The sequence below is a fragment of the Novosphingobium sp. BL-S-20 genome (genome assembly GCF_055521635.1).
The window spans coordinates 1,989,262-2,015,594 of sequence record NZ_CM145494.1; the positions used below are offsets into that span (position 1 = coordinate 1,989,262).

Annotated in this window: 14 protein-coding genes; 9 read left to right on the forward strand and 5 right to left on the reverse strand. The window is 65.7% G+C overall.

Annotated elements, in window-relative coordinates:
• Positions 1-22: 22 nt before the first annotated feature.
• Positions 23-700 carry a FadR/GntR family transcriptional regulator gene (locus ACZ1II_RS17000; protein WP_465144801.1) on the forward strand — a complete coding sequence of 226 codons (678 nt, stop codon included), beginning with the start codon at positions 23-25 and terminating at the stop codon, positions 698-700.
• Positions 701-707: 7 nt separating this feature from the next.
• Here the strand turns inward: ACZ1II_RS17000 and ACZ1II_RS17005 are convergent, their stop codons facing one another.
• A complete protein-coding gene (locus ACZ1II_RS17005; RefSeq protein WP_465147323.1) occupies positions 708-1,193 on the reverse strand; it encodes a gluconokinase in 486 nt (161 codons plus the stop codon).
• A gap of 216 nt (positions 1,194-1,409) precedes the next feature.
• Here ACZ1II_RS17005 and ACZ1II_RS17010 point away from each other — a divergent pair, with 216 nt between their 5' ends.
• From ACZ1II_RS17010 to ACZ1II_RS17045, 8 genes are all read left to right on the forward strand, one after another.
• On the forward strand, positions 1,410-4,454 hold the full coding sequence (locus tag ACZ1II_RS17010; RefSeq protein WP_465144802.1) for a glycosyl hydrolase family 28-related protein: 3,045 nt from the start codon (positions 1,410-1,412) through the stop codon (positions 4,452-4,454).
• A gap of 55 nt (positions 4,455-4,509) precedes the next feature.
• A complete protein-coding gene (locus tag ACZ1II_RS17015; RefSeq protein ID WP_465144803.1) occupies positions 4,510-7,461 on the forward strand; it encodes a TonB-dependent receptor plug domain-containing protein in 2,952 nt (983 codons plus the stop codon).
• Between the two features lie 192 nt (positions 7,462-7,653).
• Positions 7,654-10,713 (forward strand): glycosyl hydrolase family 28-related protein, encoded by a 3,060-nt coding sequence (locus ACZ1II_RS17020; protein ID WP_465144804.1) that lies wholly within the window; start codon positions 7,654-7,656, stop codon positions 10,711-10,713.
• On the forward strand, positions 10,713-11,477 hold the full coding sequence (locus tag ACZ1II_RS17025) for a ThuA domain-containing protein (RefSeq protein ID WP_465147324.1): 765 nt from the start codon (positions 10,713-10,715) through the stop codon (positions 11,475-11,477). Before ACZ1II_RS17020 ends, ACZ1II_RS17025 begins: the two co-directional genes overlap by 1 nt.
• A gap of 321 nt (positions 11,478-11,798) precedes the next feature.
• Complete coding sequence (locus ACZ1II_RS17030) at positions 11,799-14,153, forward strand: glycoside hydrolase family 31 protein (RefSeq protein ID WP_465144805.1); 2,355 nt, start codon at positions 11,799-11,801, stop codon at positions 14,151-14,153.
• A gap of 35 nt (positions 14,154-14,188) precedes the next feature.
• Positions 14,189-15,673, forward strand: a complete 1,485-nt coding sequence (locus ACZ1II_RS17035; RefSeq protein ID WP_465144806.1) for a GH1 family beta-glucosidase — start codon at positions 14,189-14,191, stop codon at positions 15,671-15,673.
• Positions 15,674-15,794: 121 nt separating this feature from the next.
• Positions 15,795-17,297, forward strand: a complete 1,503-nt coding sequence (locus ACZ1II_RS17040) for a GH39 family glycosyl hydrolase (protein WP_465144807.1) — start codon at positions 15,795-15,797, stop codon at positions 17,295-17,297.
• A 10-nt stretch (positions 17,298-17,307) separates the two neighbouring features.
• Entirely contained in the window at positions 17,308-18,915 is a 1,608-nt protein-coding gene (locus ACZ1II_RS17045) for a family 43 glycosylhydrolase (RefSeq protein WP_465144808.1), read from the forward strand.
• 51 nt (positions 18,916-18,966) lie between these two features.
• Here the strand turns inward: ACZ1II_RS17045 and ACZ1II_RS17050 are convergent, their stop codons facing one another.
• The 4 genes from ACZ1II_RS17050 to ACZ1II_RS17065 all read right to left on the reverse strand — a co-directional run bounded on the left by ACZ1II_RS17050 (position 18,967) and on the right by ACZ1II_RS17065 (position 26,244).
• Positions 18,967-20,595: a DUF5597 domain-containing protein gene (locus tag ACZ1II_RS17050; protein WP_465144809.1), complete on the reverse strand. Its 1,629-nt coding sequence runs from the start codon at positions 20,593-20,595 to the stop codon at positions 18,967-18,969.
• Positions 20,596-20,637: 42 nt separating this feature from the next.
• A complete protein-coding gene (locus tag ACZ1II_RS17055; RefSeq protein WP_465144810.1) occupies positions 20,638-22,287 on the reverse strand; it encodes an alpha-L-fucosidase in 1,650 nt (549 codons plus the stop codon).
• A 64-nt stretch (positions 22,288-22,351) separates the two neighbouring features.
• Entirely contained in the window at positions 22,352-23,986 is a 1,635-nt protein-coding gene (locus ACZ1II_RS17060; protein WP_465144811.1) for a DUF5597 domain-containing protein, read from the reverse strand.
• A complete protein-coding gene (locus ACZ1II_RS17065) occupies positions 23,983-26,244 on the reverse strand; it encodes a WD40/YVTN/BNR-like repeat-containing protein (protein WP_465144812.1) in 2,262 nt (753 codons plus the stop codon). The genes ACZ1II_RS17060 and ACZ1II_RS17065 overlap by 4 nt, the downstream gene beginning before the upstream one ends.
• Positions 26,245-26,333: the final 89 nt, after the last annotated feature.

Here is a 26,333-nt window from a genome sequence, read left to right on the forward strand (position 1 = left end):
TGATGGGCAGGCAGAAGCATCGATGAACCAGGCACGGCTTTCCGACCATGCCTATGCGGGCATCGTCGAGATCATCAAGTCGAAGGATCTGGAGGTCGGCGCGCGCCTGCCTTCGGAGGCACGGCTGGCTGAAATGTTCGGCGTGTCGCGCGCCATCGTGCGCGAGGCGCTGGTGCGGCTGGCCTCCGACGGCATCACCGAGGCGCGGCGCGGGGCAGGCTCGTTCGTCAAGAGCCGCCCTTCCGACCGGCTCGCCGCCTTCATGCCGATGAGCGAGCTTCCGGCGACGCTGGGCAGCTACGAAGTGCGCTTCGTGCTGGAGGCGGAAGCCTGCCGTCTCGCCGCGACCCGGCGTACGTCGATGGAGATGGCCCATGTCGATGAAGGCATGGCGATGCTGCGCGAGGCGCTGCTCTCCAATGCACCGGCCCATGCCGAGGACATGGAACTGCATCGCCGCATCGCCGCCGCGACAGGCAACCCCGCGTTCCTGATCGCATTCGATGCGCTCTGGTCGGATGTAGAGAAAGTCATGCGCGCGGGCGTCGACATCTCGCGCTCGCGCCCGCCGGAGATCATCGCCACGATGCTGCGCGAGCATGAGGTGATCGTCGACGCCATCCGTGCGCAGGACGCCGAAGGCGCGGCGCTGGCGATGCGCTGGCACTTGTGGGAAGGCCGCCGCCGCCTGATGCCCTGAGGGCGTTTCAGTCCGAGCGCAGTCTCCGCAGCACGGTGTCGCGCAGGATTTCAGGCGGCTGCTCGCTTGCCAGCACCACGGCCTGCTCACCGTCCAGCGGCACTTCGAGCGTGGCGAGCTGGCTGTCCAGCAGGCTTGCGGGCATGTAGTGGCCGGGGCGGTTCTCCAGCCGCGCGAAGAGGTTCTCGCGGCTCGTTTCCAGCAACACGAAATGCGCACCCGCACCTATCGCACTGCGCAGCCGGTCGCGATAGGCCAGCCGCAGCGCCGAGCAGGCGACGACCACCCGCCCCTTCTCCGAAACCGAGGCTGCTGCCGCCGCGCCCAGCCGGTCCAGCCAGGGCCAGCGGTCCTCGTCGGTCAGGGGATGGCCTGCACGCATCTTCGCCACCGCTTCGGGTGCATGGAACGAGTCGCCTTCGAGAAAAGCGCAGTCCAGCGCTTCGGCCAGCAATGCCCCGAGGGTCGACTTGCCGCAGCCGCTGACGCCCATGACGATGATCGCGCCGCGCGAAAAAGCGGCGCTTCCTGAGGATCTTGGCAAAACGGGGTCCTTGCAGCCCGGCGACGGCGCTAAGGCCCATCGCGATGATGGGCGAGCTATAGAAGCCCCGACCGCCCGCTGGGAACTACGACCTTTGTCGCAAGTGCCAAGCCCCTCCGCTCACATTAGCAAAAGGCGCGAGAACGAACCGACAGGGAGGCGGCAATGATCGGACGCAGCGGAATTACGGCGGCTCTGCTGGCAGCGAGCGCACTTGTTCCGCTTGGCAGCGCGCAAATTGCCAAAGCCGCGTCCGGCCCCTCGGTCTTTCCCGTCCCGCCTGCCGAACCCCGCGCCGTCACCGTGAAGGCTACCGGCGACGGTCGCACCGACGATACCGCGGCCATTCAGGACGCTCTGGACAAGGCTCGCGATGCAGGCGGCCACGGCATGGTGTTCCTGCCCTCCGGCCGCTACCGCATCACCCGCACGCTGGTGGTTCCCGCAGGCGTAAGGGTCTACGGCGTCGGACAGGAGCGCCCGACTATCGTTCTGGCCCCGCGCACACCCGGCTTCCAGAAGGGCGTCTCGACGATGGTCGTCTTCGCCGGGGACGACCAGTACACGGTCGGCCAGGTCCCCGTCCCGGTGCCGACCATCGTGCCGCGCGACAAGACGGTGCGGGACGCCAATTCCGGCACTTTCTACTCGGCCATGAGCAATCTCGACATCGAGATCGGCGAAGGCAATCCTGCCGCCGCGGGGGTCCGCTTCCGCATGGCCCAGCATGCCTTCCTCAGCCACATGGACTTCCGCCTCGGCACCGCCTTCGCCGGGGTCTATCAGGCCGGAAACGTCATCGAGAACGTCCAATTCCACGGCGGGCGCTACGGCATCGTCACCGAGAAGACCTCTCCCGCGTGGCAGTTCACCCTGCTCGATTCCAGCTTCAATGGCCAGCGCGATGCCGCCATCCGGGAGCACGAGGTCGGGCTGACCATGGTCAACGTCTCGATCCGCAACACGCCGGTCGGGATCGAGGTCGATCGCGGCTATGGCGACTCCCTCTGGGGCAAGGACGTGCGCTTCGAGAACGTCGGCAAGGCGGCCGTGGTCATCTCGAACGAGAACAACGTCTTCACCCAGATCGGCTTCGAGAACGCTCTTGCCAGCGGCACCCCGGTCTTCGCCCGCTTCCGCGACAGCGGACGCACGGTTGCGGGCAAGGGTGCGGCCTACAAGGTCTCCGACTTCTCCTACGGCCTTGCGGTTCCCACGCTCGGCAGCGACGGCGCCTACGCGACCAAGGCCGAGATCGAGGGCCTCCCTGCCCTGCCCGCCCCGCGCAAGGGCGCAATCCGCGATCTGCCGCCGATGACGGACTGGGTCAACGTGCGCAGCCAGGGCGTGGTGGGCGACGGCAAGGCCGACGATACCGCCGCGATCCAGCGCGCCATCGACGCGAACCGGGTGCTCTATTTCCCCGCGGGCTTCTACAAGGTGGCAAACCGCCTGACCCTGCGGCCCGACAGCGTGCTGATCGGCCTGCACCCGGCTATGACGCAACTCTATATCCCGGACGGCAATGCCGCCCATGCCGGTCTCGGCGCGGTCCTGCCGATCCTCGAAAGCCCGCGCGGCGGCGATAACATCGTCTCGGGCCTCGGCCTGTTCACCGGGCGCGTCAACCCGCGCGCCGCCGCGCTCCTCTGGCGCTCGGGCGAGAACAGCCTTGTCGAGGACGTGAAGATCATGGGCGGCGGCGGCACGCCCACTTCCGACGGCAAGCCGCTGGGTTCGCTCTCCGCCCGTAGCGGCGACCCCGTCGCGGACGGGCGCTGGGACGCGCAATATCCCAGCATCTGGGTGGACGGCGGTGGCGGCACTTTCGCCGACGTGTGGAGCCCGAACACTTTCGCACAGGCCGGTTTCATGGTGACGGACACCGAGACCCCCGGCCATGTCTACGAAATGTCGGTCGAGCATCACGCCCGCAACGAGATCGTGCTCGACAACGTACGGAACTGGGAATTCCTGGCGCCACAGACCGAGCAGGAAGTGGGCGACGGCCCGGACGCCGTCTCGCTGGAAATCCGCAACTCGCACAATCTCCTTTTCGCCAATTACCACGCCTACCGCGTGACGCGCAGCTACCATCCAGCCCGCAGCGCCGCGAAGCTGTTCAACTCGGGCGAGATCCGCTTCCGAAACGTCCACGTCAATGGCGAGAGCGGCTACGCCACTTGCGACGACGAAGGCTGCGGCACCTTCCTGCGCGCCAGCAAGTATCCCTTCGACAATGCCATCGAGGACGTGACCGGCAAGAGCCTGGTGCGCGAGCGCGAGTTCGCCAGCCTCGATATCGGGAAAGGCAGCACCGCTGCCGCCGCTGCGACATCCGCCGTGCCGGTGGAAAAACTGGCCGACGGCTTCTGGTCGATCTCCGGCGCGGCGACAGACGCGAAGGGCGCGCTTTACTTCATCGACCGCCGCTTCCAGCGCATCCACCGCTGGACCGGCGAGCGCGGTCTCGAAGTTGTGCGCGACAATGCGCTCGATCCGGTGAACCTCGCGGTGGACGCTTCAGGACACCTGCTGGTGCTGTCCTCGCTGGGCGCCAAGGGCGGGGTCTATTCGATCGATCCCGCCGGTCCCAAGGACCAGATGACCGTGATCGCGCCGACGCCCGTTCGCGACAAGCCTGCCGCCGAAACGCTGGTTCCGGTCAACTGGTGGGTCAACGGCGAATTCCGCGACCAGCTCGACCACAAGACCTACCAGTTCGCCACGCTGGCCGAGCTGTTCGCGCAGGATGCCGGTTCGGCCAAGGCGCAGGAATATGTCTCGCCGGACGGCAGCCTCGCGCTTCCCGCGTTCCGCGTGTGGCAACAGGGGCCGGTCGATCATGTCGGCTGGCGCTGGTCGCACAGCCTCAATGCCAATGGGCTGATCTCGGGCCGTCCGGGGGAGCGGGTCTTCGTCACCAACGGCTCGGAGAACCGGACCTACAGCGCCACGGTCGGCAAGGGCGGCGCCCTGCTCGGCCTCAAGCCTTTCGCAGATCGCGGCGGCGAGAGCGTCGCGGTCGACCGTCAGGGCCGGGTCTACGTCGCCAACGGCCAGGTCTACATCTACGCGCCGGACGGCAAGCCGCAGGGCCGCATCGATGTGCCTGAGCGCCCGCTCCAGATCCTGTTCGGCGGCGCCGATGGCCGCACGCTGTTCATCCTGACGCACCACGCGCTCTACGCAGCAACCACAAGAGAATAGACGGCCGCCTCGAAAACGAGCGGCCCGCAAAGGAAGAGGGGAAGGATCGATGAAAATGAGGACAGTCATGCATCGCCAGCGCGCCGGGGCCAGCCTCGTCGCGCTTGTCGCCATGTCGCTTGCGGGCGCCGCTCATGCGCAGGAGCAGAGCGCGGAGCCGCCGGCAACGCCCGAACCCGTCTCCGAACGTCAGGCGGCGGAAATCGTCGTCACCGGCTCGCGCATCACCACCAGCGGCTTCAACGCGCCGACGCCGACGACCGTGATCGGCGAAGAGCAGATCACCGCCAACGCCCAGCCCAACATCTTCACCACGATCGCGCAGTTGCCCTCGCTCCAGGGTTCGACCGGCGCTTCGACGGGCACCTTCAGCACATCGAGCGGACAGCAGGGCCTCAGTTCCTTCTCGCTGCGCGGTCTCCAACCGATCCGCACCCTGACCCTGCTCGACGGGCAGCGCGTGGTCGGTGCCAATGTGACCGGCGTGCCCGACATTTCCATGTTCCCGCAGTTGCTCGTCAAGCGCGTGGACGTGGTGACGGGCGGCGCTTCCGCGTCCTACGGCTCCGATGCGGTCGGCGGCGTCGTCAACTTTATCACCGACACCCGGTTCGAGGGCTTCAAGGGCAATATCCTCGGCAGCATCACCAAGTACGGCGATGACGAGACCGCACTGGTGCAGGCGGCCTGGGGCAAGTCATTCCTCGACGACCGCCTCCATGTCGTCGTCAGCGGCGAATACGACCACGAAGGCGGCGTCGGCGCGGGCGACTTCGGCACCGACCTTGCGGGCAGCCGCGACTGGTATCGCGCCACCACGCTGATGAACACCGGCCAGACCAACAACGGCTTGCCGCAGTTCAACTACCGCGACTACGCGCAGCCCTACCAGTATGCCCGCTACGGCCTCATCAACAATGGCCCGCTTCAGGGCATCGCCTTCGACGCCAATGGCACGCCCTACAACTTCAACTACGGATCGAACGGCCAGCCACTGGGCAACGGGCAGGTCAGCAACTGCTATCGCGGCAACAGCTTCTGCGAAGGCGGCGATCTGTCCGGCGCGCCCGGCTCGGGCGCCTCGCTCAAGTCCGCGCTGGAGCGCATCAACGGCTATGGCCGCATCGGCTACGACTTCGCCGAGAACAACGAAGCCTATGTCACCGTCAACATCGCCCAGGTGAAGACCAACAACCAGCCCAGCCCCGGCTATGGCAGGCCCTCGCTGACGGTGCAGTGCGCCAATCCGTTCCTGCCGCAACTGGTGCGCGACCGCTGCGCCGCCGCCGGGATCACCAGCTTCGGCTTCGGCACCAGCAACGCCTCGTTCCCCGACCCGCACGTCTATACGAACCGCAAGCAGTACCGCTTCGTCGGCGGCCTCAAGGGCGCGTTCGACGCCGCCGGAACCTCGTGGAACTACGATGCCTACTACGAACACGGCATCACCATCTCGGATATCCGGGTCCGCGATATCGTGCTCCAGAACCGCTACGTCGCGGCGACCAATGCGATCACGCTGAATGGCGCGATCGTCTGCGCCGATCCGGTGGCGCGTGCCAATGGGTGCCAGCCGATCAATATCTTCGGCAATTTCGCACCGTCCGATGCCGCCCTCGCCTATGTCGCGCCGCATGACAACGGGCCGTTCCAGCATACCAAGCTGACGCAGGACGTCCTCAGCGCCAATCTCTCGGGCAGTCCCTTCGATTCCTGGGCAGGTCCGGTCTCGGTGGCGTTCGGCGGCGAATACCGCCGCGAGTTCTACCGCGTGAATGCCGATCCCTATGGCGCGGGCGTTTCCGACCTCAGCCCCAACAGCGCCGACTATCCGGCCGATCCCCTGCTGAACTCCACGCTCGGCAGCAACTGGGCGGCGGGCAACTACAAGAACGGCCGCGGCAAGTACGAGGTCTACGAAGGCTACGTCGAAGTCGACCTGCCGCTGCTGAACAGCGACAGCTTCGGCCGCGCCAACCTCAACGGCGCCGCGCGCGCGACGCATTACAGCACCTCCGGCACCGTCTGGACCTGGAAAGTCGGTGGCACCTGGGACACCCCGCTCGACGGCATCCGCCTGCGCGCCGTGACCTCGCGCGACGTGCGCGCGCCGAACCTTTCCGAACTCTTCGCCGCGCCGACCGTCACCACAGTGCCCAACTTCAACGATCCGTTCAGCAACCAGGCGGTGCAAATCTTCCAGAACACGATCGGCAACCCCGACCTCAAGCCGGAAGTCGCGCGCAACACCGAACTGGGCATCGTACTCTCGCGTCCCTCGTGGCTGCCGGGCCTCAGCCTTTCGTTCGACTACTACCATATCAAGCTCGACGGCGTGGTCTCCACCCTCTCCGCCGACCAGATCGTGCGCTTCTGCTTCGACGGCAACCAGGCCTTCTGCGGCGGCTTCCAGCTGGACGGTCCGCAAGGCATCAACTTCGTCAACGTCCAGCCTTTCAACCTCGCCTCGTGGAAGACCAGCGGCTTCGACATCGAGGCGAGCTACCAGTGGCAGCAGCCGCTGGGCCTGCCGGGCAGCTTCACTGTCCGCGCCCTCGCCACGCATATCCAGAAGTTCATCGTCAATGCGGGTATCGCCGGGGTCGATCCGGTCGATCAGGCGGGCAACAACGCCGGGGCCACGCCCGACTGGAAGTGGCTGGCGGTGCAGACCTACGACAGCGACCGCTTCAGCCTGACCGTGCAGGAACGCTGGATCAGCGACGGCACATTCGGCAACCAGTATGTGGTCTGCCAGTCGTCCTGCCCGGTCTCGACCGGCAACCATCCGACCATTGACTACAACACGATGAAGGGCGCCTTCTACGTGGACGTCGGCGCGACGATCAAGTTCGGCGACAACCTGCAACTCTACGGCAAGATCGACAACCTGTTCGACAAGGACCCCACGGCCTCGCCGCAGACCAACACGGGGCTGGACGTCAATCCGGCGCTCTACGACACGCTCGGGCGGATCTACCGCGCGGGCATCCGCTTCAACTTCTGACAAGGGATGTCGTCCCGGCGAAAGCCGGGACCAGCCCACCTGTCAGTGTAAAACACCGGGGACTTCGACAGGATCAGCCTGAGCGGGTTTAGAGCCTGTTACACTACTTCCGCTCACCCTGAGCCTGTCGAAGGGTCAGGCTGAGCTTGTCGAAGCCCCTGCAGCAAATGCTGAGTATTACGGAGAGAATACATGAAGCGCGCGATCCTGGCAGCCTCCACGGCGACGTTGACGCTGCTCGCCGCCGCGCCGGTCGCCGCATCGCCGTCGGTCTACACCGTCGCGCCGGACGAACCCGCCGCCGTCACTGTCACGGCCAAGGGCGATGGTCGCACCGACGATACCGCCGCGATCCAGCAGGCGATCGACAAGGCCGCGCAGGGCCCCGCGGGTAAGGGCGTCGGCGGCGGCATCGTGTTCCTTCCGCAAGGCACCTACCGCATCAGCCGCACGCTGTTCCTCTGGCCCGGCGTGCGCATCTTCGGGGTGGGCGAGAAACGCCCCGTCATCCTGCTCGGCGCAAAGACCCCCGGTTTCCAGCGCGGCGTGGCGCATATGCTCGTCTTCGCGGGCTCGGCGCGGGAACGCGATCCCAAGGATGTCCGTGAAGTCGCTTTCCCGCCGCCCGGCTCCGTTCCGTTCAACAAGAACGTGGCCGACGCCAACCCAGGCACTTTCTACTCGGCGCTCGGCAATATCGATTTCCGCATTCTGGACGGCAATCCCGCCGCCAGCGCGATCCGCTTCCACTCGGCCCAGCACAGCTTCGTCAGCCATGTCGATTTCGATATCGGCTCGGGCCTCGCCGGACTCTACCACGTCGCCAACGAGGCCGAGGACCTGCACTTTCGCGGCGGCCGCTACGGCATTCTCGCCGAGAAGCCCTCGCCCGCCTGGCCTTTCGCGCTGGTGGATTCCACGTTCGAGGGCCAGCGCGATGCCGCCATTCGCGAGCACGAGGCCGGACTGACCCTGCTCAATGTCTCGATCCGCGACACCCCGGTCGGCATCGAGATCGACAAGGGCTACGGCGACTGGCTCTGGGGACAGGACGTGCGGTTCGAGAACGTCTCGAAGGCAGGCGTGATCGTCTCCAACGAGAACAACGTCTACACGCAAGTCGGCTTCCAGAATGTGGCGGCCTCGCGCACGCCGGTCTTCGCCCGGTTCCGCGAGAGCGGGCGGACGGTCCCCGGCGCGGGAGAGAGCTACAAGGTCGCCGCATTCAGCCATGGCCTGACCTTGCCCGCCTTCGGCAAAATGGGCGAATATCGCACCCAGATCGACGCCGCGCCGCTTCCGGCCGTGCCCGCCCCATCCGCTCCCGCAATCCGCGCGCTGCCACCCGTCTCCGAATGGGTGAACGCCCGCAGGCTCGGCGTCAGGGGGGACAACCTCAGCGACGATACCGCCGCCCTTCAGAAAGCCATCGACACCCACCGCGTCGTCTACTTGCCCGCCGGGTTCTACAAGGTCAGCGAGACCCTGCGCCTGCGTCCGGATTCGGTGCTGATCGGCCTTCATCCCAGCCTGACGCAGATCGTCCTGCCGGACGGTTCGCCCGCCTATGCAGGCATCGGCGCGCCGAAAGCCCTGGTGGAAAGCGCCTCGGGCGGAGACGCGATCGTCGCAGGGATCGGCCTCGATACCAATGGCAACAACCCTCGCGCCACGGCCCTGCTCTGGAAGGCGGGCGCCCGCTCGATGGTGAACGACGTCAAGTTCCAGGGCGGCCACGGCACCAACCGTTTCGACGGCACGCGGACCGATCCCTACAACAACAACGCGACCGCCGACCCCGACGCCTCGCGGCGCTGGGACGGGCAATATGCCAGCCTCTGGGTGACGCAGGGCGGCGGCGGCACTTTCGCCAATATCTGGAGCCCGAGCACGTTCGCCAACCCCGGCATCCTGATCTCCGACACCCAGACCCCAGGCCGCCTGATCCAGGCTTCGGTCGAGCATCACGTCCGAACCGAGATCGGCCTCAACCGCGTCTCCAACTGGGAACTGCTCGCCCCGCAGACAGAAGGCGAGGCAGGCGAAAGCGGCGATGCCGTAGCGCTGGAAATCCGCGATTCCAGCAATATCCTGGTCGCCAACCTCCACGCCTATCGCGTGACCCGCACGCGCAAGGCAGCGCCCGCCGCCGTCACGCTCTACAACTCGCACGACATCCGCTTCCGCAATGTCCATGTGAATGCCGAGAGCGGTCTCGGCACGTGCGACGAGAACGGCTGCGCCACGTTCCTGCGCCTGACCAAGTTCCCCTACGAGAACGCCCTGCGCGATGTGACCCACGGCCTCGACGTGCGCGAACGCGAGTTCGCGGTGCTGGATGTGACCGCCTGGCCCGCGCCGGTAACTCCCGTGACATTCGAAAACGTTCGAGTCGAGAGGCTGGCGGATGGCTTCCACTCCATCGGCGGCGGCGCGGTGGATGCGGCGGGCAAGCTCTACTTCATCGACCGCCATTTCCAGCGCATCTGGAGTTGGTCGGACGATCGCAAGCTGGAGATCGTGCGCGATGCCGCCCTCGACCCCGTCAACCTGACCGTCGACCGTTCGGGCAACCTGCTGGTGCTGTCCTCTTTCGGCCGCAACGGCACAGTCTACAGCCTCAAGCCCGGATCGCCCGATACCGAACTGACGATGATTGCAGCGCGCCCCACCAAATCCGCAGCTACTGCCGCAACGGTGCTGCCGGTCAACTGGTGGATCAACGGCGAGTTCAGGGATCAGATCGATCCGAAGACTTACACTTTCACCACGCTGGCCGAGATGTTCACCCGCAACATGGCCAAGCCGCAGTCTCTGGAATATGCTTCGCCGGACGGCAGTGTAGTGCTTCCGGCCTGGCGGGTGTTCCAGCAGGGACCGTCCGATCACCGGGGCTTGCGCTTCTCGGACTCGCTGGATAGCTATGGTTTCATCCAGGCCAGACCGGGCGAGCGCGTGTTCCTGACCAATGCTTCCGAAAATCGCACTTATAGCGGCATCGTCGGTGCCGGCGGCAGCCTCACCGGCCTGAAACCGTTCGCCGAACGTGGCGGCGAAGGCGTGGCCCGCGATGCCGAAGGCCGCGTCTACGTCGCCAATGGCCAGGTCTTCGTCTATTCGCCCGAAGGCCGTGAGATCGGCCGGATAGACGTGCCGGAACGCCCGCTTCAACTCTTGTTCGGCGGCCCCGACCTGCGGACGCTCTACATTCTCGCCCATCACGCGCTTTACGCAGCGAGGCCGGTACAATGATGCGCGTGATCCGGACACTGCTGCTGCTGATAGCGCTGGCGATGCCGGGAAGCGCCTGGGCCGATGCCCAATACAGGCTGCTCGTCCTCGCCATCGCCAACAAGTACCACTACGAATACATACCCGTTGCCCGCGAAAGCCTGGAACACCTCGCCCGCCTCCACGATTTCGAGCTGACTTTCACCAACGATCCGAGCGTGTTCGAGGGCGATTTGCGCCGCTATGCGGCAGTGATGTTCCTCAACACGCCCGGCGAGGAGCTGAACCCGGCTCAGCGGCAGAAGTTCGAAAGCTACATGCGTGGCGGCGGCAATGCGATCGTGGTCCACCGCGCACTCATCATGCCGCCGGACAACTGGCCCTGGTACGAGAAGCTGGTCGGCCGGAACTTCGTCATTCATCCGATGTACCAGACCGGCGTCGTCACCCTCGCCGATCCGGGCTTTCCGGCGACATTCGGCCTGCCCCGCCGCTGGCTGTGGAGCGACGAGTTCTATGTGACCTCGAACCCGCACGGCGTGAAGATCGAGACCGTGCTGAAAGTCGACGAGACGAGCTACGATCCTACCCGCATCTGGCCGGGGCAAGTGGCCCGGCCGATGGGCAAGGACCATCCCGTCGCCTGGTATCATCGCTATGAACAGGGCCGCGTCTTCGTCACCACGCTCGGCCACAACGGCGATGCCTATCGCGACCCGCAGTATCTTGCCCACCTGATGGGCGGGATACACTGGGCCGCCACCGGACTTGGCCAGGAACACTGATCCCGCGAATAGCGTCGAGGCGCGACATCCTGCTCGACAGAAGCAATTGATAGCGGTACCAAAAGCCGCCTCTTCGTGATCGCGGACCGGGGCAAGAGTTCCGGCGGGCTCGAAGGGAAAATGAGGATGCTCGTCTGGTGATCTGCGAATTTACTGTTCCGGCCTTGCCGGTTTCCGGAATGATTGCGCGGTCAAGCCCAGGTCGAACCATCGAGGGCCACTCGGCCCGCTCATGAAAATCCATTGCGCATGGGCTGACGCCTGAAAACTGCGCGCTGCACCCGAATTTCGGGAAAATGGCAACAGAGGGAGGATTTCGGAATGAAGGACAAGGCAACCGTCGGCAGGCTCGCACGCAAGGCGACCATCGCGCTGGGCCTGTCATGGCTGGCGCTGGGCGCTGCCGAGGCCGTTGCGGAGCCGATGGCCCTGCTCGATCGCCACGGCAGCCGCGTTGCGGTCGAGCCTTATGCGCCCAACATCGTGCGGGTGACGATCGCGCTCGATCCGGCGCTCGCCAGCGCCGCGCCGGGTGACGGCCCCAATGCGAAAGCCGACGCCACCGGCTGGTCTCACCGCACCGATGCCTCGGGCGATGTGTTCGCTTCCTCCGCCCTGACGCTTACGATCGACGCCAAGCCCTACCCGCCCGCGCCGACGATGATGCAGCGCTATTTCGCGCCCTCGCTGCCGCCGGTCAGCCTTTCGGTGACCGGGGCGGACGGCACGCTGCTGACGAAGATGACCGGCTGGGAAATGGCCCCCGTCACCGTCAACGGCGAGAAGACCTTCAAGATGGGTGCCTCGTTCGATGCCCCTGCCGACGAACACTACTACGGTCTCGGCCAGAACCAGGAAGGCATGCTGGACCTTCGGGGCCGCCAGATCGACTGCGCGCACAATTACGACGCACCGGCGGGCGAAACGGTCTGCGTGCCCTTCATGGTCACCAACAAAGGGTACGGCATCGTCTGGGACAACCCGGCCCGCACCACCGTCTGGCCGGGCCTCCACGGCAGCACCCGCTTCCAGTCGCAAGTCGGCGAGCGCGTCTCGTTCTTCGTCATCACCGGCAAGACCACCGACGAGCTCTATGCGGGCTATGCGAAGCTCACTGGCCAGACCCCGCTGCCGCCCAAGGCCGCCTTCGGCCTGATCCAGAGCAAGGCCCGCTACGAGACGCAGAAGGAACTGCTCGACATCGCGCAGGGCTATCGCCAGCGCAAGTTGCCGATCGACGTCATGGTGCTCGACTGGTTCTACTGGTCGCGCATGGGCCAGCTCGATATCGACCGCACCTACTTCCCCGACCCCAAGGGCATGAACGACCAGCTCAAGGCGATGGGCATGCGCTCCATCATCAGCGTCTGGCCGCGCTTCGAACGGGAATCGCGCTACTTCGACATGCTCGACACCAAGGGCTGGCTGCTCAAGGACAAGGACGGCAATGCGGTGGACGGCCTGCCGGTCCGTTCCGATCGCGCGGGCGCCCTGATCGACAGCACCAATCCCGAAGCGCGCGAATGGTTCTGGGGCAAGCTGCGCGACAATATCGCTTCGGAAGGCTTCGACTGGTTCTGGCTTGACGAAACCGAACCGGACCTGGTGCCGGACGGTTACTTCTACTCGATCGGATCGGGCGACCGCTATCATAACCTGTTCCCACTGGTGCACACCAGCGGCGTGGCGGCAGGCTCGGAGCGCGACCGCCCCGGTTTCCGCAACCTGATCCTCTCGCGCGCCGCCTATCTCGGCTCGCAGCGCACGGGCGGCCTGTTCTGGTCCTCGGACGTCAAATCGACCTGGGATGCACTGCAGCGGCAGGTTCCAGCGGGCCTCGGCTTCACCGCTTCCGGCCTCGCCTACTGGGGCAGCGACATCGGCGGCTGGCAGTGGCCCAACGGTCCGAAGGCGCAGCATCCGGTGCTCGTCGATCCGGCGGGCGCGACGGCGATGGGGGCGGACTATACCGATTACCCCGAACTCTTCGTGCGCTGGTTCGAATATAGCGTCTTCACCCCGACCCTGCGCATTCATGGCCAGCGCCCCGGCACCGCGCTGTGGGAATACGGCAAGGCGGCCGAGCCGATCCTCGCGGACTGGCTGCGCCTGCGCTATTCGCTGATTCCGTACCTCTATTCGCTGGGACGCGGCACTTACGAGACCGGCGCGCCGTTCATGCGCGCGCTGTTCATGGACTTCCCGAACGACCCGAAGGCCCCGACCATCGGCGACGAGTACATGCTGGGCAAGGCCTTCCTCGTCGCCCCGGTGACCGAGCAGGGCCAGACCAAGCGCTCGGTCTATCTCCCCACCGGAACCGCCTGGTACGACTACTGGACCAACCGCCGTTTCGAAGGCGGCCAGACGGTCGAGGTCGATACCCCGATCGAGCGCATCCCGGTCTTCGTGAAGGCCGGATCGATCGTCCCCATCGGCGCCCAGGTCGAAAGCACGGCCACGAAACAGCCGATCGAGAGCGTCCGCGTCTATCCGGGGGCCAATGCCACCTTCACGCTCTACGACGACGACGGTACCACCAATGCCTATCGCAAGGCCGGGGGCAAGAAGGCGGAACTCGTGTGGGATGACGCTGCGGGCAAGCTCACCAGCCGCCAGCCGCTGCCGACCGGGCAGAAACTGGACGGCCTCGTCAGGATCATGGGCGGGCAGTGACCCGCCGCTTGCAAGACTTCGGGAGATTACCAGAAATGACCGGAATCAACCGCCGCCAGCTCGGCATGGGCCTTGGCGCCGCCGCTCTCGGCGCGGCGCTGGGCGGCAGGAGCGCGGCTGCACAGGGTGTGGCGGCCCCAATGGCATCGCCGACGCCCGCGAAGAGCGGCGACAGCGCCGCCGAAGCGCTGTCCTTCCCCGCCGACTTCCTCTGGGGCTGCGCCACCGCCGCCTACCAGATCGAGGGCGGCGTCAAGGACGACGGACGCGGGGAGACCAATTGGGACGTGTTCTCCCACACGCCGGGCAAGACCACCGATGGCGGCACCGGCGATGTCGCCTGCGACAGCTACCACCGCTATGAGGAAGACATCGCCCTGCTCAAGGCGCTGGGCGCCAAGGCCTATCGCTTTTCCGTGGCCTGGTCGCGCATCTTCCCCGATGGCCGCGGCAAGCCGAACCAGAAGGGGCTGGACTACTACAACCGCCTGATCGACGGTCTGCTGGCGGCGGGTATCCAGCCGCACATGACGCTGTTCCACTGGGACCTGCCGACCGGGCTGAAAGGCGGCTGGCAATCGCGCGACACCGCCTACGCCTTCGCCGACTATGCAGGCTACATGGCGGGCAAGGTCTCCGACCGCGTGAAGCACATCATGACGGTGAACGAACTGCGCTGCTTCACCGACTTGTCCTACATGACCGGCGGCAAGGCGCCCGGCCTCAAGCTGCCGATGGATCAGGTGAACCAGGTCCGCCACCACGGCGTCCTTGCCCATGGCCTCGGCGTCCAGGCGATCCGTGCCGCGGCCCGGCCCGGCACCGAAGTCGGCCTGGCCGACAATGCGACGATCTTCGTTCCCGCGATCGAGACTCCCGAGCACATCGAGGCAACCCGGAAGGCCATGCGCGAGGAGAACGCGATGTTCCTCACCGCGATCATGGAAGGTCGCTACATCGACAGTTACCTCGCCGCACAGGGCAAGGATGCGCCCAAGGTCAAGGCGGGCGACATGAAGGCGATCGGTGCGCCGCTCGATTTCGTGTCGCTCAACATCTACACCCCCAACTTCGTGCGCGCGGCGGACACGCCGAGCGGTTACGAGATACTGCCTCACCTCGCCAACTCGCCGCGCATGGCCTCGCCCTGGCTCTATGTCGGGCCGGAGGCGCTCTACTGGGGCGTGCGCACCGTCAGCGAGCTGTGGAAGCCGAAGAAGATCTACATCTCGGAGAACGGCTGCTCGGCCGACGATCCGGTGGCGCAGGACGGCAAGGTCTACGACGCGGATCGCGTCATGTACTTGCGCAACTACCTGACCCACCTCCAGCGCGCGGCGCGCGAGGGCTATCCGGTGGAGGGCTACTTCCTGTGGAGCCTGATGGACAACTTCGAGTGGGAAGACGGCTATACCAAGCTGTTCGGTATCCACCATGTCGACTTCAAGACGCTGAAGCGCACGCCCAAGCTCAGCGCCGACTGGTACCGCGAACTGATCCGCACCAACCGGCTGGTCTAAGGGGTAATGACGCCGTCCCGGACAGCATTCGGGACGGCGTCCGAAAAAAAGTTCACGGAGGGGAAGAATGCTCAGGATCGGCCTCACGGCTCTTGCAACCGTTGCGCTGGCGCAACCGTCCATGGCCGCAGAAACGCGCGAAATCGCGATCGACGCCGCCGCGCCCACCGGGCCGGTGGACCGGTTCTTCGACCTTTCCGTGGGCTCGGACTATCCCGGCACGCTGATCCGCGAAGACAGTCAGGCGCAGCTCAAGCAGGCGTCCGACGAACTGGGCTTCCGCTACATCCGCTTCCACGACATCTTCCATGACGTGCTGGGCACCGTGCGCAAGGTGGATGGCAAGATCGTCTATGACTGGACGAAGATCGACCAGCTCTACGACGGGCTTCTGGCCAAGCGCATCCGCCCCTTCGTCGAACTCGGCTGGACTCCGGCGGTCATGCGCACCTCCGACCAGCAGCTGTTCTACTGGAAGGGCAATACCTCCCACCCCGATCCGAAGATGTGGCGAGACCTGATCCAGGCCTTCGTCACCCACCTGCGCGCACGCTACGGCGCCGAGGAAGTGCGCAGCTGGTATTTCGAGCTGTGGAACGAGCCCAATCTCGACGGTTTCTGGGAAAAGGCGGACCAGCAGGCCTACTTCGAACTTTACGGGAATACCGCCGCCACCATCAAGGCGATCGACCCCAGGCTGCGCGTCGGCGGCCCAGCCACCGCAGGCGCAGCCTGGGTGCCCGAATTTCTGAAGTATGCAGCGGACCACAAGCTGCCGGTCGACTTCGTGGCGACGCATACTTACGGCGTCGACGGCGGTTTTCTGGACGAGCAAGGCAAGCAGGATACCAAGCTCTCGCCCTCGCCCGACGCCATCACCGGCGATGTACGCAAGGTGCGCGGCGAGATCGAGGCATCGGCCTTCCCCGGCCTGCCGCTGTTCTTCACCGAATGGAGCACCAGCTACACCCCGCGTGACTTCGTTCACGACAGCTACGTCAGCGCGCCCTACATCCTCAGCAAGCTGAAGGCGACGCAAGGCATGGTCCAGGGCATGAGCTACTGGGCCTATACCGATCTGTTCGAGGAACCCGGCCCGCCGCCCACCCCGTTCCACGGCGGCTTCGGCCTGATGAACCGGGAGGGCATCCGCAAGCCCGCGTGGTTCGCCTACAAGTACCTCAATGCGGTGCGCGGGCAGGCCCTTGCCACCGGCGATGCGCAGGCGATGGCCGCGCGCGACGGCAAGCGCATCGCCGCACTCGTCTGGGATTTCCAGCAGCCGGTGCAGACCGTCAGCAACAAGCCGTTCTACACCCGCCAAGTACCCGCCACACCCGGCAAGCCGGTGACGTTCCGGTTCAGCCACATGGCCAAGGGCAATTACCGCCTGCAGGTCCACAAGACCGGCTATCGCCTGAACGACCCGCTTTCGTCCTACATCGACATGGGCATGCCTGCCGCGCTTTCACCAGCGCAACTGGCGCAGCTTCAGCAGGAAACCGCCGACCGGCCCGCGCAGGACCGGCTGGTCCGCGTCGGCAAGGACGCCGCGATCACGGTGGAAGTGGCGATGCGCAGCAACGACGTGGCGCTGGTCACGCTCGAACCCGTCTCGAAGTAAGGACATCACGATGGACGTTACCCGCCGCACGATGTTCGGGGGCGCCCTGGCCGGAGCGGCCCTCACTCCCTCGCTGGCAAATGCCCTCACCGGCGCGAAACCCGCCCCCGCCCAGCAATGGGGCACCGGCGCCGAAGACCAGCGCAAGGCCGATCTCGGCAATGGGCTCTATCGCAATCCGATCATCTCGGGCGATCACGCCGATCCGACGATCCTGAAGGACGGCAGCGTCTATTACATGACGCATTCGTCGTTCGATTCCTATCCGGGACTGGTGATCTGGCGCTCGACCGATCTGGTCAACTGGGCACCGGTGGGACCGGCACTGCACCGCAATCTCGGCACCATCTGGGCGGTCGATCTGGTGAAGCACGAGGGCCGCTATTTCATCTACATCCCCGCCGATCCCAAGGGCGAAGGCTGGTCGATCTACGTGATCTGGGCGGATGACATCGCCGGGCCGTGGAGCGAACCGATCGACCTCGGCATTCGCGGCGCCATCGATCCGGGCCATGTGGTCGGGGAGGACGGCAAGCGCTATCTCTTCACCAACGGCATCCGCCGCATCCGCCTGACCGACGACGGCCTCGCCACCGACGGCACGCTTGAGCAGGCCTACAACCCCTGGCGCTACCCGGACGACTGGGTGGTGGAGAACTTCGCACCCGAAGGCCCCAAGCTGCTGCGCAAGGGCGAATGGTTCTATCTCGTCACCGCCATCGGCGGCACGGCCGGGCCGGTGACCGGGCATATGGTGATCGCGGCCCGCTCGCGCTCGATCGACGGGCCGTGGGAGCACTGCCCTCGCAACCCGCTGGTGCGCACGGTCAGCGTGGACGAGCCATGGTGGTCGCGCGGCCATGCCACGCTGGTAGAAGGCCCGGCGGGCGACTGGTGGATGGTCTATCACGGCTATGAAAACGGCATGCGCACGCTGGGACGGCAGACCCTGCTGGAGCCGATCGAATGGACGGCGGATGGCTGGTTCCGTGCGAAAGGCGGCGACCTTTCGCTGCCCTTGCCCAAGCCCAAGGGCGGAACTCCCAGCACCTCGGCGCCGGGCCTGTCGGACGATTTCGCGAAAGACCGTTTCGTCGTGCAGTGGAGCTTCCACGCCCCCAAGCGCGGCGAAGCTGAGCGCGCGCGCTACGAAACGGGCGGACTGACGATCGCGGGCAGCGGCACGTCGCCTGCGGATTCCTCACCGCTGACCTGCATTGTGGGCGACCGCAGCTACGAAGCCGAAGTCTCGATCGACCTTGTCGGAGACGGCGAGGCGGGCATCCTGCTGTTCTACAACCACAAGGCTTTCGTCGGACTGGGCTTCACGCCCGAAAAGCTGAAGATCTACGAATACTCGGAAGACCTGCCCTGGGCGGGGGTGCCGCACAAGGCCCGCAGCCTACGCCTGCGCGTCACCAACCATGAGAACGTGGTCACGTGGTACTATTCGTATGACGAGGGCCGGAACTGGCAGCGCCACGGCACCCGCATGGAAGTGTCGGGCATCCATCACAATGTCTTCGGCGGCTTCCTCAGCCTGCGCTTCGGCATCTATGTGGCGGGCAGCGGCCAAGCCCGGCTGCGCGACTTCCGCTATCGGGCGGTGAACGGTTGAACTTGGGCAGCGCGCCGGTTCAACCGGCGCGCTGCCCCTGTCTCATGGCGCCTAACGGATCGGATAGGTCGCCAGCTTCACATGCAGCACTTGCGGGGCAGCGGTGAAGTTCAGACCCCAGTCCACCTGATCGCCGTTCCATACGCGCTGGAACTGCCATTTTCCTGCGGTATCGTAAGTGCCCTCCTCCACCCGGTCGAGGATGAGATTGGCGGCCTTCGGATCGGCGAGCACGAATTCCACGCGGGTGAAGTAGCCGGTGACGAGGTATTCGTCCGGGCCGATCTCGGCGATGGCGACGCCGCCTGAGGGCTTGGCATTGCCTTTGGGATCGGTGGGGCCAAAGTCTCCATTGCCGAAATTGGCGGTGGCGACGTATTTGCCCAGCGGGATCACCTGCTTGTGGCCATCGGCGGCGTCTTCGGGTTCGGACGCGCCCCAGACTTTGCCTTCGAAGGCCAGCTTTGCCCAGACGCGGGCCATCGGTGCGAACAGGGCGTAATTGGCCGCGAAAGGCGCGATCGCCTCGTCATCCAGCTTCGATGCCAGCGGCAGGCTGGGGCGATAGCGCAGCGGGTCGATGCCGAAGGGCGACCAGCCGATCGCGCCCTTGCCCAGCGCTGCGAAGAAGTGACGCGCATATTCGGGGGCGTGGCCGGTCTCCGGCACGAACAACGGATTGTCCGCACGGCGATAGGCGTCGAGGAAGCCGAGATAGGCCTTGTGCTTCGGGTTGTAGATGTCCGGCGCCACCAGATCGAGATGCGGGGCGGCAGCCTTGTAGACGTCGATCACCGTATTGGCCGGGCCGCCGCTGGCGTAAGTATTCGGGTCGTGCCAGGTGAAGGGATCGCCGGGCAGCGCGGCGTTGACGTACATGGGCAGCGGCTTCACCGCCTTGCCCGCCGCCGCCACTTTGTCGATGTAGCTGGCGACCTGCCAGGCATGAAAATAGAGTTCGGCATCGCGGCCGAACAGCGCGGTCCAGTTACCGGCAGGCTTGCCGAAACGCTTGCGCAGCGCTTCGGGTACGGGCGCGGCGAAGGCGGCATTGGCCTCGGGCGAATGGTCGCGGGCAAGGCCGTAGGAACCAGCCTCGTTCTCCACCTGCATCATGATGACGGTATTCTGCCGGTCTACCTCGACCAGATGGGTCATCAGCGCGGCGAAGGCCTTGCTGTCCGCCGCCAAGGTTGCCTTGCCGAAGGTGGACAGGGCGTAATGCAGGGTGCCGTCCGCGCGGCGCATGCGCGGGAAGCGGGCATTGTCCAGCTTCACCCAGCGCGGGGCATATTGCGGGTTGGTGTTCTTCCAGGTGCCGAACCACAGCAGCACCAGCCGCACATTTTGCGCACGGGCCTGTTGGAGCAGCTGGTCGACGAACGTGAAATCGAAGCGGCCTTCCTCCGGCTCGATCTGCTCCCAGCCGATCGGCACTTCGACGGTGTTGACGTGCATCGCCGCCATCATGGGCCAGACTTTAGGAAGCGTCGCTGGCCATGCGCTGGAGTTGTTGATCTGCGCACCCAGCATCAGGAAGGGAGCGCTATCAACGATCAGCGCATGACGGCCATCGCGGGTGACGATATGGGGCACCTCGTCGGATGCAGCCGACGCTGGTAACGGAGCAGCGGCAAGCGCGGCGCAGAGCATCGCGAGGGTTTTCCAGGTGCCTCTCATGTCGCGTTAGGTTCCTCTAGGTATCGCTCTGGGCGTTTAGGTTCAGGCGATCCCGCGCCCTTCGATCTTCACGACCGGCACCGTGCCGAGCCCTTGCGGCAGGTCGATTTCCATCGCCTCCGCCCCTTGCCGGAACGACACCGCGCCGCCGCCGAGCAGCTTGACTTTTGCCACTTGCCCCTTGCCTGCCTGCGCCATCGCGCGGCGGCCCAGCGCCTTCACGGAAAGCGGCTTCTTCGGCGCGGCCAATGCGAACATGTAGAGCGCACCGTCCTTGACGGTGAAGCGCACGTCGCCCTCGACAAAGCCCTTGAATCCGCCCTCGTTCTGCATGCCGACCGAGAGCACTGTCGGCCCCTCGCCATAAGTATGCCAGGGGCGCGATCCGAACACAGCCTGCCCGTTCACCCCCATCCAGCGGGCAAGGTCGTCGAGGATCTTCTCCTCCTCGCTATCGATGGTGCCGTCACCGCGCTGGGGGATCGAGAGCAGCAGGTTGCCGTTCTTCGAAATCACATCGGCCAGCCGCTGCAGCACGCCCTCAGCACCGACATAGCTCTTCTGCGTGAAGCGGTCGCGGTTGTAGAACCAGTCGCCGATGCAGGTGTCCGTCTGCCAGGGTTCGTCCCAGAGATGGTCGGTAAAGCCGCGCTCCACGTCCTGCACCAGTCCGAAGCGGGCATAGGACTTGAGCTGCTTGGCGGTGAGCACCACGTCGATCTTGCCGTGCCATTCGATCGAGCGGTTGTAGTAGTCCGCCGCCGCCGCGAGGCCGTACTGCCCGAACGGCAGTTCGTAGTTGTCGAAATAGCAGAAATCGGGGCGATACTTGGCCACGAGGTCCATCTGGCGCAGCAGCCACTGGCGCGCGAAAGTCTCGTCCCCCGGCGGCGCGGTTTCGATCCACTGGCCGTCGTTCTTGTCGTGCCAGGCGTTCATCGCCGCGATGGAATCGATGCCGTCGGGGGCGACCATATGGCGGCCGGTGTAGAGTTCCTGCGGGTCCAGCCCGTCCCACCACTTGCCTGCGCCATCGGCCTTGGTGAGGCGGTAGGCATCGTAGCGCTCGCCCTTGCGCGGGCCTTCGGGATCATAGGCATAGGCCGGCTGATACCAGTGCCAGGCGTGCGAGATATGGTTGGAAACGCCGAACTTCAGCCCCGCCGCGCGCGCGACCTTCTCCCAGGTGCCGATGATATCGCGACCCGGCCCCACGCGCTGCGAATTCCAGGCGTGGTGCGAACTGTCGAAACAGTCGAGATTGTCGTGGTGGCAGGCGAGCGAGACGAAATACTTCGCGCCCGCCTTCACGAAGCGCTGCATCAGCGCTTCCGGGTCCCAGGCTTCCGCCTTCCAGCGGTTCTGGATCTCCATCATGCCGGTATCGGCCGGATGGCCGTAGGTCTTCAGGTGATGTTCGTACATCGGATGCCCCTGCATATAGAGGAAGCGTCCGTACCAATCGCCCTGCTCGGGCACCGCCTGCGGGCCCCAGTGCGACCAGATGCCGAACTTGGCATCGCGGAACCAGTCGGGATAGCGATAGTGCTCTACCAGCGAGGCCCAACTGGCCTGGACCGGACCTGCAGCCGCGCCGGTCGTGGCGGCGGCGGCAGCCAGCGGCCGCGCAGAGGCCCCTGCGGCAAGCGCGCCCGCCAGAAAGCGGCGACGATCCGGCCTCAACCCCTTCACGGATTGCACCTGCTGCGAAGGAGTGCGCCAGCCATCGTGATAATCCTCTGCCCCTCCAGGCGCATTACTTCGAATAGAAGCCGGTGGTGACCTTCAGCACTTGCGGCCGGTCGATCAGGTTGATGCCGTAGTCGGTCTGGTCGCCGTTCCAGACGCGCGTCGTCGCCCACTTGCCGTCCTTGAACGTGCCTTCCTCCACGGCGACGATCACGCCGTTTTTCTCCCCCTTGGCGGGCGAGAAATTGACGCGGACATGATCGCCCATGACGAGATATTCGGTGTCCGAAAGCTGGGCCACGGCCACGCCGCCCACCGGCTGATCGGCCCAAGGCGCGGGCTTGGTGGGTATCCAGGTCCAGTCCTTCTGGCCGAACTGCCACTGGCCCCAGTCGGCCGAAATCTTCCACTTGCCCATCACGGTTTCACGCACCGCACTGTCGTCCGGCTTGGCGGCGCCCCAGGTGGGACGGTCATAGGCGATTTTCGCCCAGTCGCTGGCGATCGGTGCCAGCGCGCCATAGGGCAATGCGAAGGCGGCCAGCGTCTCCTTGTCCAGCGCGGTCGCGCCGAGCGGGTAGTTGAAGTAGCCGGTGTCATCCATGCCGAAGGGCGCAAAACCGATGCCGCCACGCCCGATGGTGGCCCAGAAGAAGCGCGCGAATTCCTTCGCATTGCCGATTTCCGGCACCATCAGCGCATTGTCCGGGCGGGCATACTGGTCGAGATACTTGACGGCGTTGGCGCTGTTGCGGTCGTAGATATCGGGCGCGGCGAAGTCGATCGCCGGGGCGCCCGCTTTCCAGATGTCCAGCACGTCCCACTGCGGGCCGCCGCTGGCGACGCCGGTGGGATCAGGCACGTTGGAAGGCCCGGCGAGCGAGGCGTTGACGTACATCGGCAGCGGCTTCACCGCCTTGCCCGCCTCTGCCAGAGCATTCACGAATTGGGCGACGTACCAGGTGTTGAACGCGCGCGGAGCCTGTTTGCCGAAGGCGGCGTCCCACGAACCGGACTTGCCGACCTTCTTCGCCAGCGCGGCCGGGATCGGCTTGGCGAAGAGCGCATTCGCCTCTGCCGAAAAATCGCGCGGCACGCGGTAGGACCCGGTCTCGTTCTCAGGCTGGACCATGATAACGGTGTTTTGCCGGTCATGATCGCGCAAGTATTCCATCACCTTCACGAAGGCGCGGCGGTCCGCCGCCATGGTGTTCTGCGACAGCGGCGTCAGCACATAGTGGTCCGAACCGTCCGGCGCCTTCATCCGGGGAAAGCGCTTGTTGTCCAGCTTCACCCACGACGGCGTGTAGCTGGGGCTGGTGTTCTTCCAGGTGCCGAACCACAGCAGCACTACCCGCTTGTCATGCGCACGCGCAGCGTCGAGCAGGTTTTGCAGGTAGGTGAAATCGAACTTGCCCTCGACCGGCTCGACTTGTTCCCAGGCGACCGGGATTTCCAGCGTATTGGCATGCATCGCATCGAGCACCGGCCAGACCGCATCGAGCATCGCGGGATAGTTGCTGGAATTGTTCGCCTGCGCGCCCAGCATCAGGAACGGCTTGCCGTCCACGATCAGCGCGTGGCGGCCGTTCTTGCTTTCGAGGCGCGGTACTTGCGTTGCGGCGTCCTGTGCCTGAACCGGCGCGGCCACGCCGATGGCGGCCGCGAGCATGAGCGATGCGATGAAGTCCCTGCTTTTCATTCTGTCCCCTTCCCGGGCCTGTTTGCGGGATCGCCATAGACGATCCCCCGGCCATCGGTTCCTATGTAGATGCGCCCGAACTGGCGCGGGTCGCCGGAAATCACGCGGATGCGCAGGCCCCATTGGTGGGCCTCGTCATTGATCCGCTGCCATGTCGCGCCGCCGTCGATGGAGCGCCACACCGCGCGCAGCCCGCCGACCGTGCCCAGCGCATAGAGCGCCGCGCTATCGCGGCCAGGCGCGGCCTTGCCAAGCCCGTAGCGCTCGATGGCGATGGTCTGTCCGGTCCGCTGCCAGTTGGTCCCGAAGTCGGTCGAACGATAAAGCGCACCGCCCAGATTGAGCCACAAGGCCCCGGCGCGGTTCGGATCGGCGAGAATCGGCGCCGGCGCTTCGCGGTTGCTGCTCTGGGCGGCGGAAAGGTCTGCGGGCAGGGCCTTGCCGGCGAGCGCTTGGAACCGGGCACCACCATCGTCGCTGCGCACCACGCGGTTGTTCGCGAAGTCGATGGCGTAGAAGCGCCTGGCGTCCTGCTTGTCAGACGTAACGCGGGTGCGGCTCGGCAATCCGGTCACCGCCTGCCATGTCGCGCCGCGATCGCGGGTAATGCGCGGCTGGTCGGTCTCGACAAGGAAGGTCTTGCCATCGGCCGAGACGGTGATCGCGGCATTGCCGGTCTCTTCCGGCAGCGGCGTGCCATCGGCATGCGGCGTGCCCTTGGGCACGTGCAGAGGGCTCCACGTCGCACCGCCATCGGCCGACCATGCCAGCGAGGTATCGGGCACCACGCGGGCATGGGTATTGCCGCTGCGCACCATAACCAGCGGCGCGCGGCCGCCGTAATCGAGCGTGTTGGTGTTCGACAGGAACGGGTTGATATGCTGGTGCGCGGGCGAGACGGTGAAGTCGTCATGGCGGAAACCGCCGATGTCGCCGAAGCCCGAAACCAGATGCGCGCCGCCAGTGGGGCTAACCAAGGTGATGATCGCGGTCTGCTCGATCCCCTGCGTCCACGGCGCCCACTGCATGGTGCCCGGCTTCTGCAATTCGCCCGTCGCATAGACCGTGGCGCCGGTCACATAGGCGGTGTGGTTCGCGTCGAAGGGATCGATGGCAAGGCCCGCGATCCAGTGGCCGAAGTTCGCCTTACCGCCGAAATCGAGGAAGGGCGTTGCCGAAACATCGCGCACCGAACGCTTCCAGAGTTCGTCCCAATGCACGCCGCCGTCATGGCTGAGCCAGACGGTATCGACTGGATTGCCCCGGTCCACCGTGCTGACGGCGATGGTCTGCGGATCGCTCGCGGCCACCGCAACGCCCATGTACCCGCCAATGGGCGCCTGCGCGCCCTTGATCGGCGTGACATCGCGCCATGCCCCGCGCACGGGATCGAAGCGCCAGACCGCGCCGCGGATGATGCCGTTGGGGCCGATGCCGTCACAATAGGTGATCGTCAGCACGCCATCGCTGCCGATGAGGGCCTTCACCGGCAGCATGTCGGCCGCCGGGCCGCCAGCAACCGCGCTCCATGTCTTGCCGCCATCGTCCGAGCGGAACAGGTGCCGCTCGCCCGGATCGGCACTGCCCACGAAAATACGTCCGCGCAGTTTGGCGTCGAACACCACGAATGACAGCCCACCATGCGTCTCGCGCCGGTTAGTCGGCAGGCCCAGCCCGGCGAGCGGGAAGCCATCCAGCTTGCGCCAGTTCGCCCCGGCATCGTCGCTGGCCCACAGACCCTGATGGCGCGATCCGAACAGCAGGCGGTCATGCGCGAAAGGATCGATGGCAAGCCGCTCGCCCAGCCCGCGTCCGTTCTCGTTGCCGCCCATCGCGAACGGCACGCGCGTCTCGCGCCAGGTCTTGCCGTAGTCGGTCGAACGGAAGATTGCGGCCGGTGCAGACCAGTTCATCCCGGCGGCAAGGTAGACCGTGCCGCCATCGACGGGATCGGCAGCAATGCTCTCGATCCCCATGAAGCTGCCTTCGGATACGCGATCCTGCAGCGGCACCCACTGCTTTGCGGCGGCATCCCAGCGATAGGCCCCGCCCATGTCGCTGCGCAGCCAGACCAGACCGCGCTCGACCGGGCTGAAGACGATGCCGGGCGTGAAGCCACCGCCTCCCACGCGCACGCTGCGCCAATCGTAAGCCACTTCGCGAGTTCGCGAAACAGCGATGGAAGAGGACGAACCGGAAGCGGCGCCGCCATCCGCAAGGATCGGCGCAGCGCTTGCAGCAAGAGCTGCTGCAATCATCCTGGCGAGTGCCGCAAATGGCGCTCTCTTTGCCCCGCTGATGCCCACGGCCTCCCCTGTTCCCTCTCGATTTTCCCTTGCGACTGCCG

Excerpts from the sequence above, each read along its gene's own strand:
- ACZ1II_RS17000 (WP_465144801.1), top strand. The coding sequence starts at position 23 with ATGAACCAGGCACGGCTTTCCGACCATGCCTATGCGGGCATCGTCGAG.
- ACZ1II_RS17005 (WP_465147323.1), bottom strand. The coding sequence starts at position 1,193 with ATGGGCGTCAGCGGCTGCGGCAAGTCGACCCTCGGGGCATTGCTGGCC.
- ACZ1II_RS17010 (WP_465144802.1), top strand. The coding sequence starts at position 1,410 with ATGATCGGACGCAGCGGAATTACGGCGGCTCTGCTGGCAGCGAGCGCA.
- ACZ1II_RS17015 (WP_465144803.1), top strand. The coding sequence starts at position 4,510 with ATGAGGACAGTCATGCATCGCCAGCGCGCCGGGGCCAGCCTCGTCGCG.
- ACZ1II_RS17020 (WP_465144804.1), top strand. The coding sequence starts at position 7,654 with ATGAAGCGCGCGATCCTGGCAGCCTCCACGGCGACGTTGACGCTGCTC.
- ACZ1II_RS17025 (WP_465147324.1), top strand. The coding sequence starts at position 10,713 with ATGCGCGTGATCCGGACACTGCTGCTGCTGATAGCGCTGGCGATGCCG.
- ACZ1II_RS17030 (WP_465144805.1), top strand. The coding sequence starts at position 11,799 with ATGAAGGACAAGGCAACCGTCGGCAGGCTCGCACGCAAGGCGACCATC.
- ACZ1II_RS17035 (WP_465144806.1), top strand. The coding sequence starts at position 14,189 with ATGACCGGAATCAACCGCCGCCAGCTCGGCATGGGCCTTGGCGCCGCC.
- ACZ1II_RS17040 (WP_465144807.1), top strand. The coding sequence starts at position 15,795 with ATGGCCGCAGAAACGCGCGAAATCGCGATCGACGCCGCCGCGCCCACC.
- ACZ1II_RS17045 (WP_465144808.1), top strand. The coding sequence starts at position 17,308 with ATGGACGTTACCCGCCGCACGATGTTCGGGGGCGCCCTGGCCGGAGCG.
- ACZ1II_RS17050 (WP_465144809.1), bottom strand. The coding sequence starts at position 20,595 with ATGAGAGGCACCTGGAAAACCCTCGCGATGCTCTGCGCCGCGCTTGCC.
- ACZ1II_RS17060 (WP_465144811.1), bottom strand. The coding sequence starts at position 23,986 with ATGAAAAGCAGGGACTTCATCGCATCGCTCATGCTCGCGGCCGCCATC.
- ACZ1II_RS17065 (WP_465144812.1), bottom strand. The coding sequence starts at position 26,244 with ATGATTGCAGCAGCTCTTGCTGCAAGCGCTGCGCCGATCCTTGCGGAT.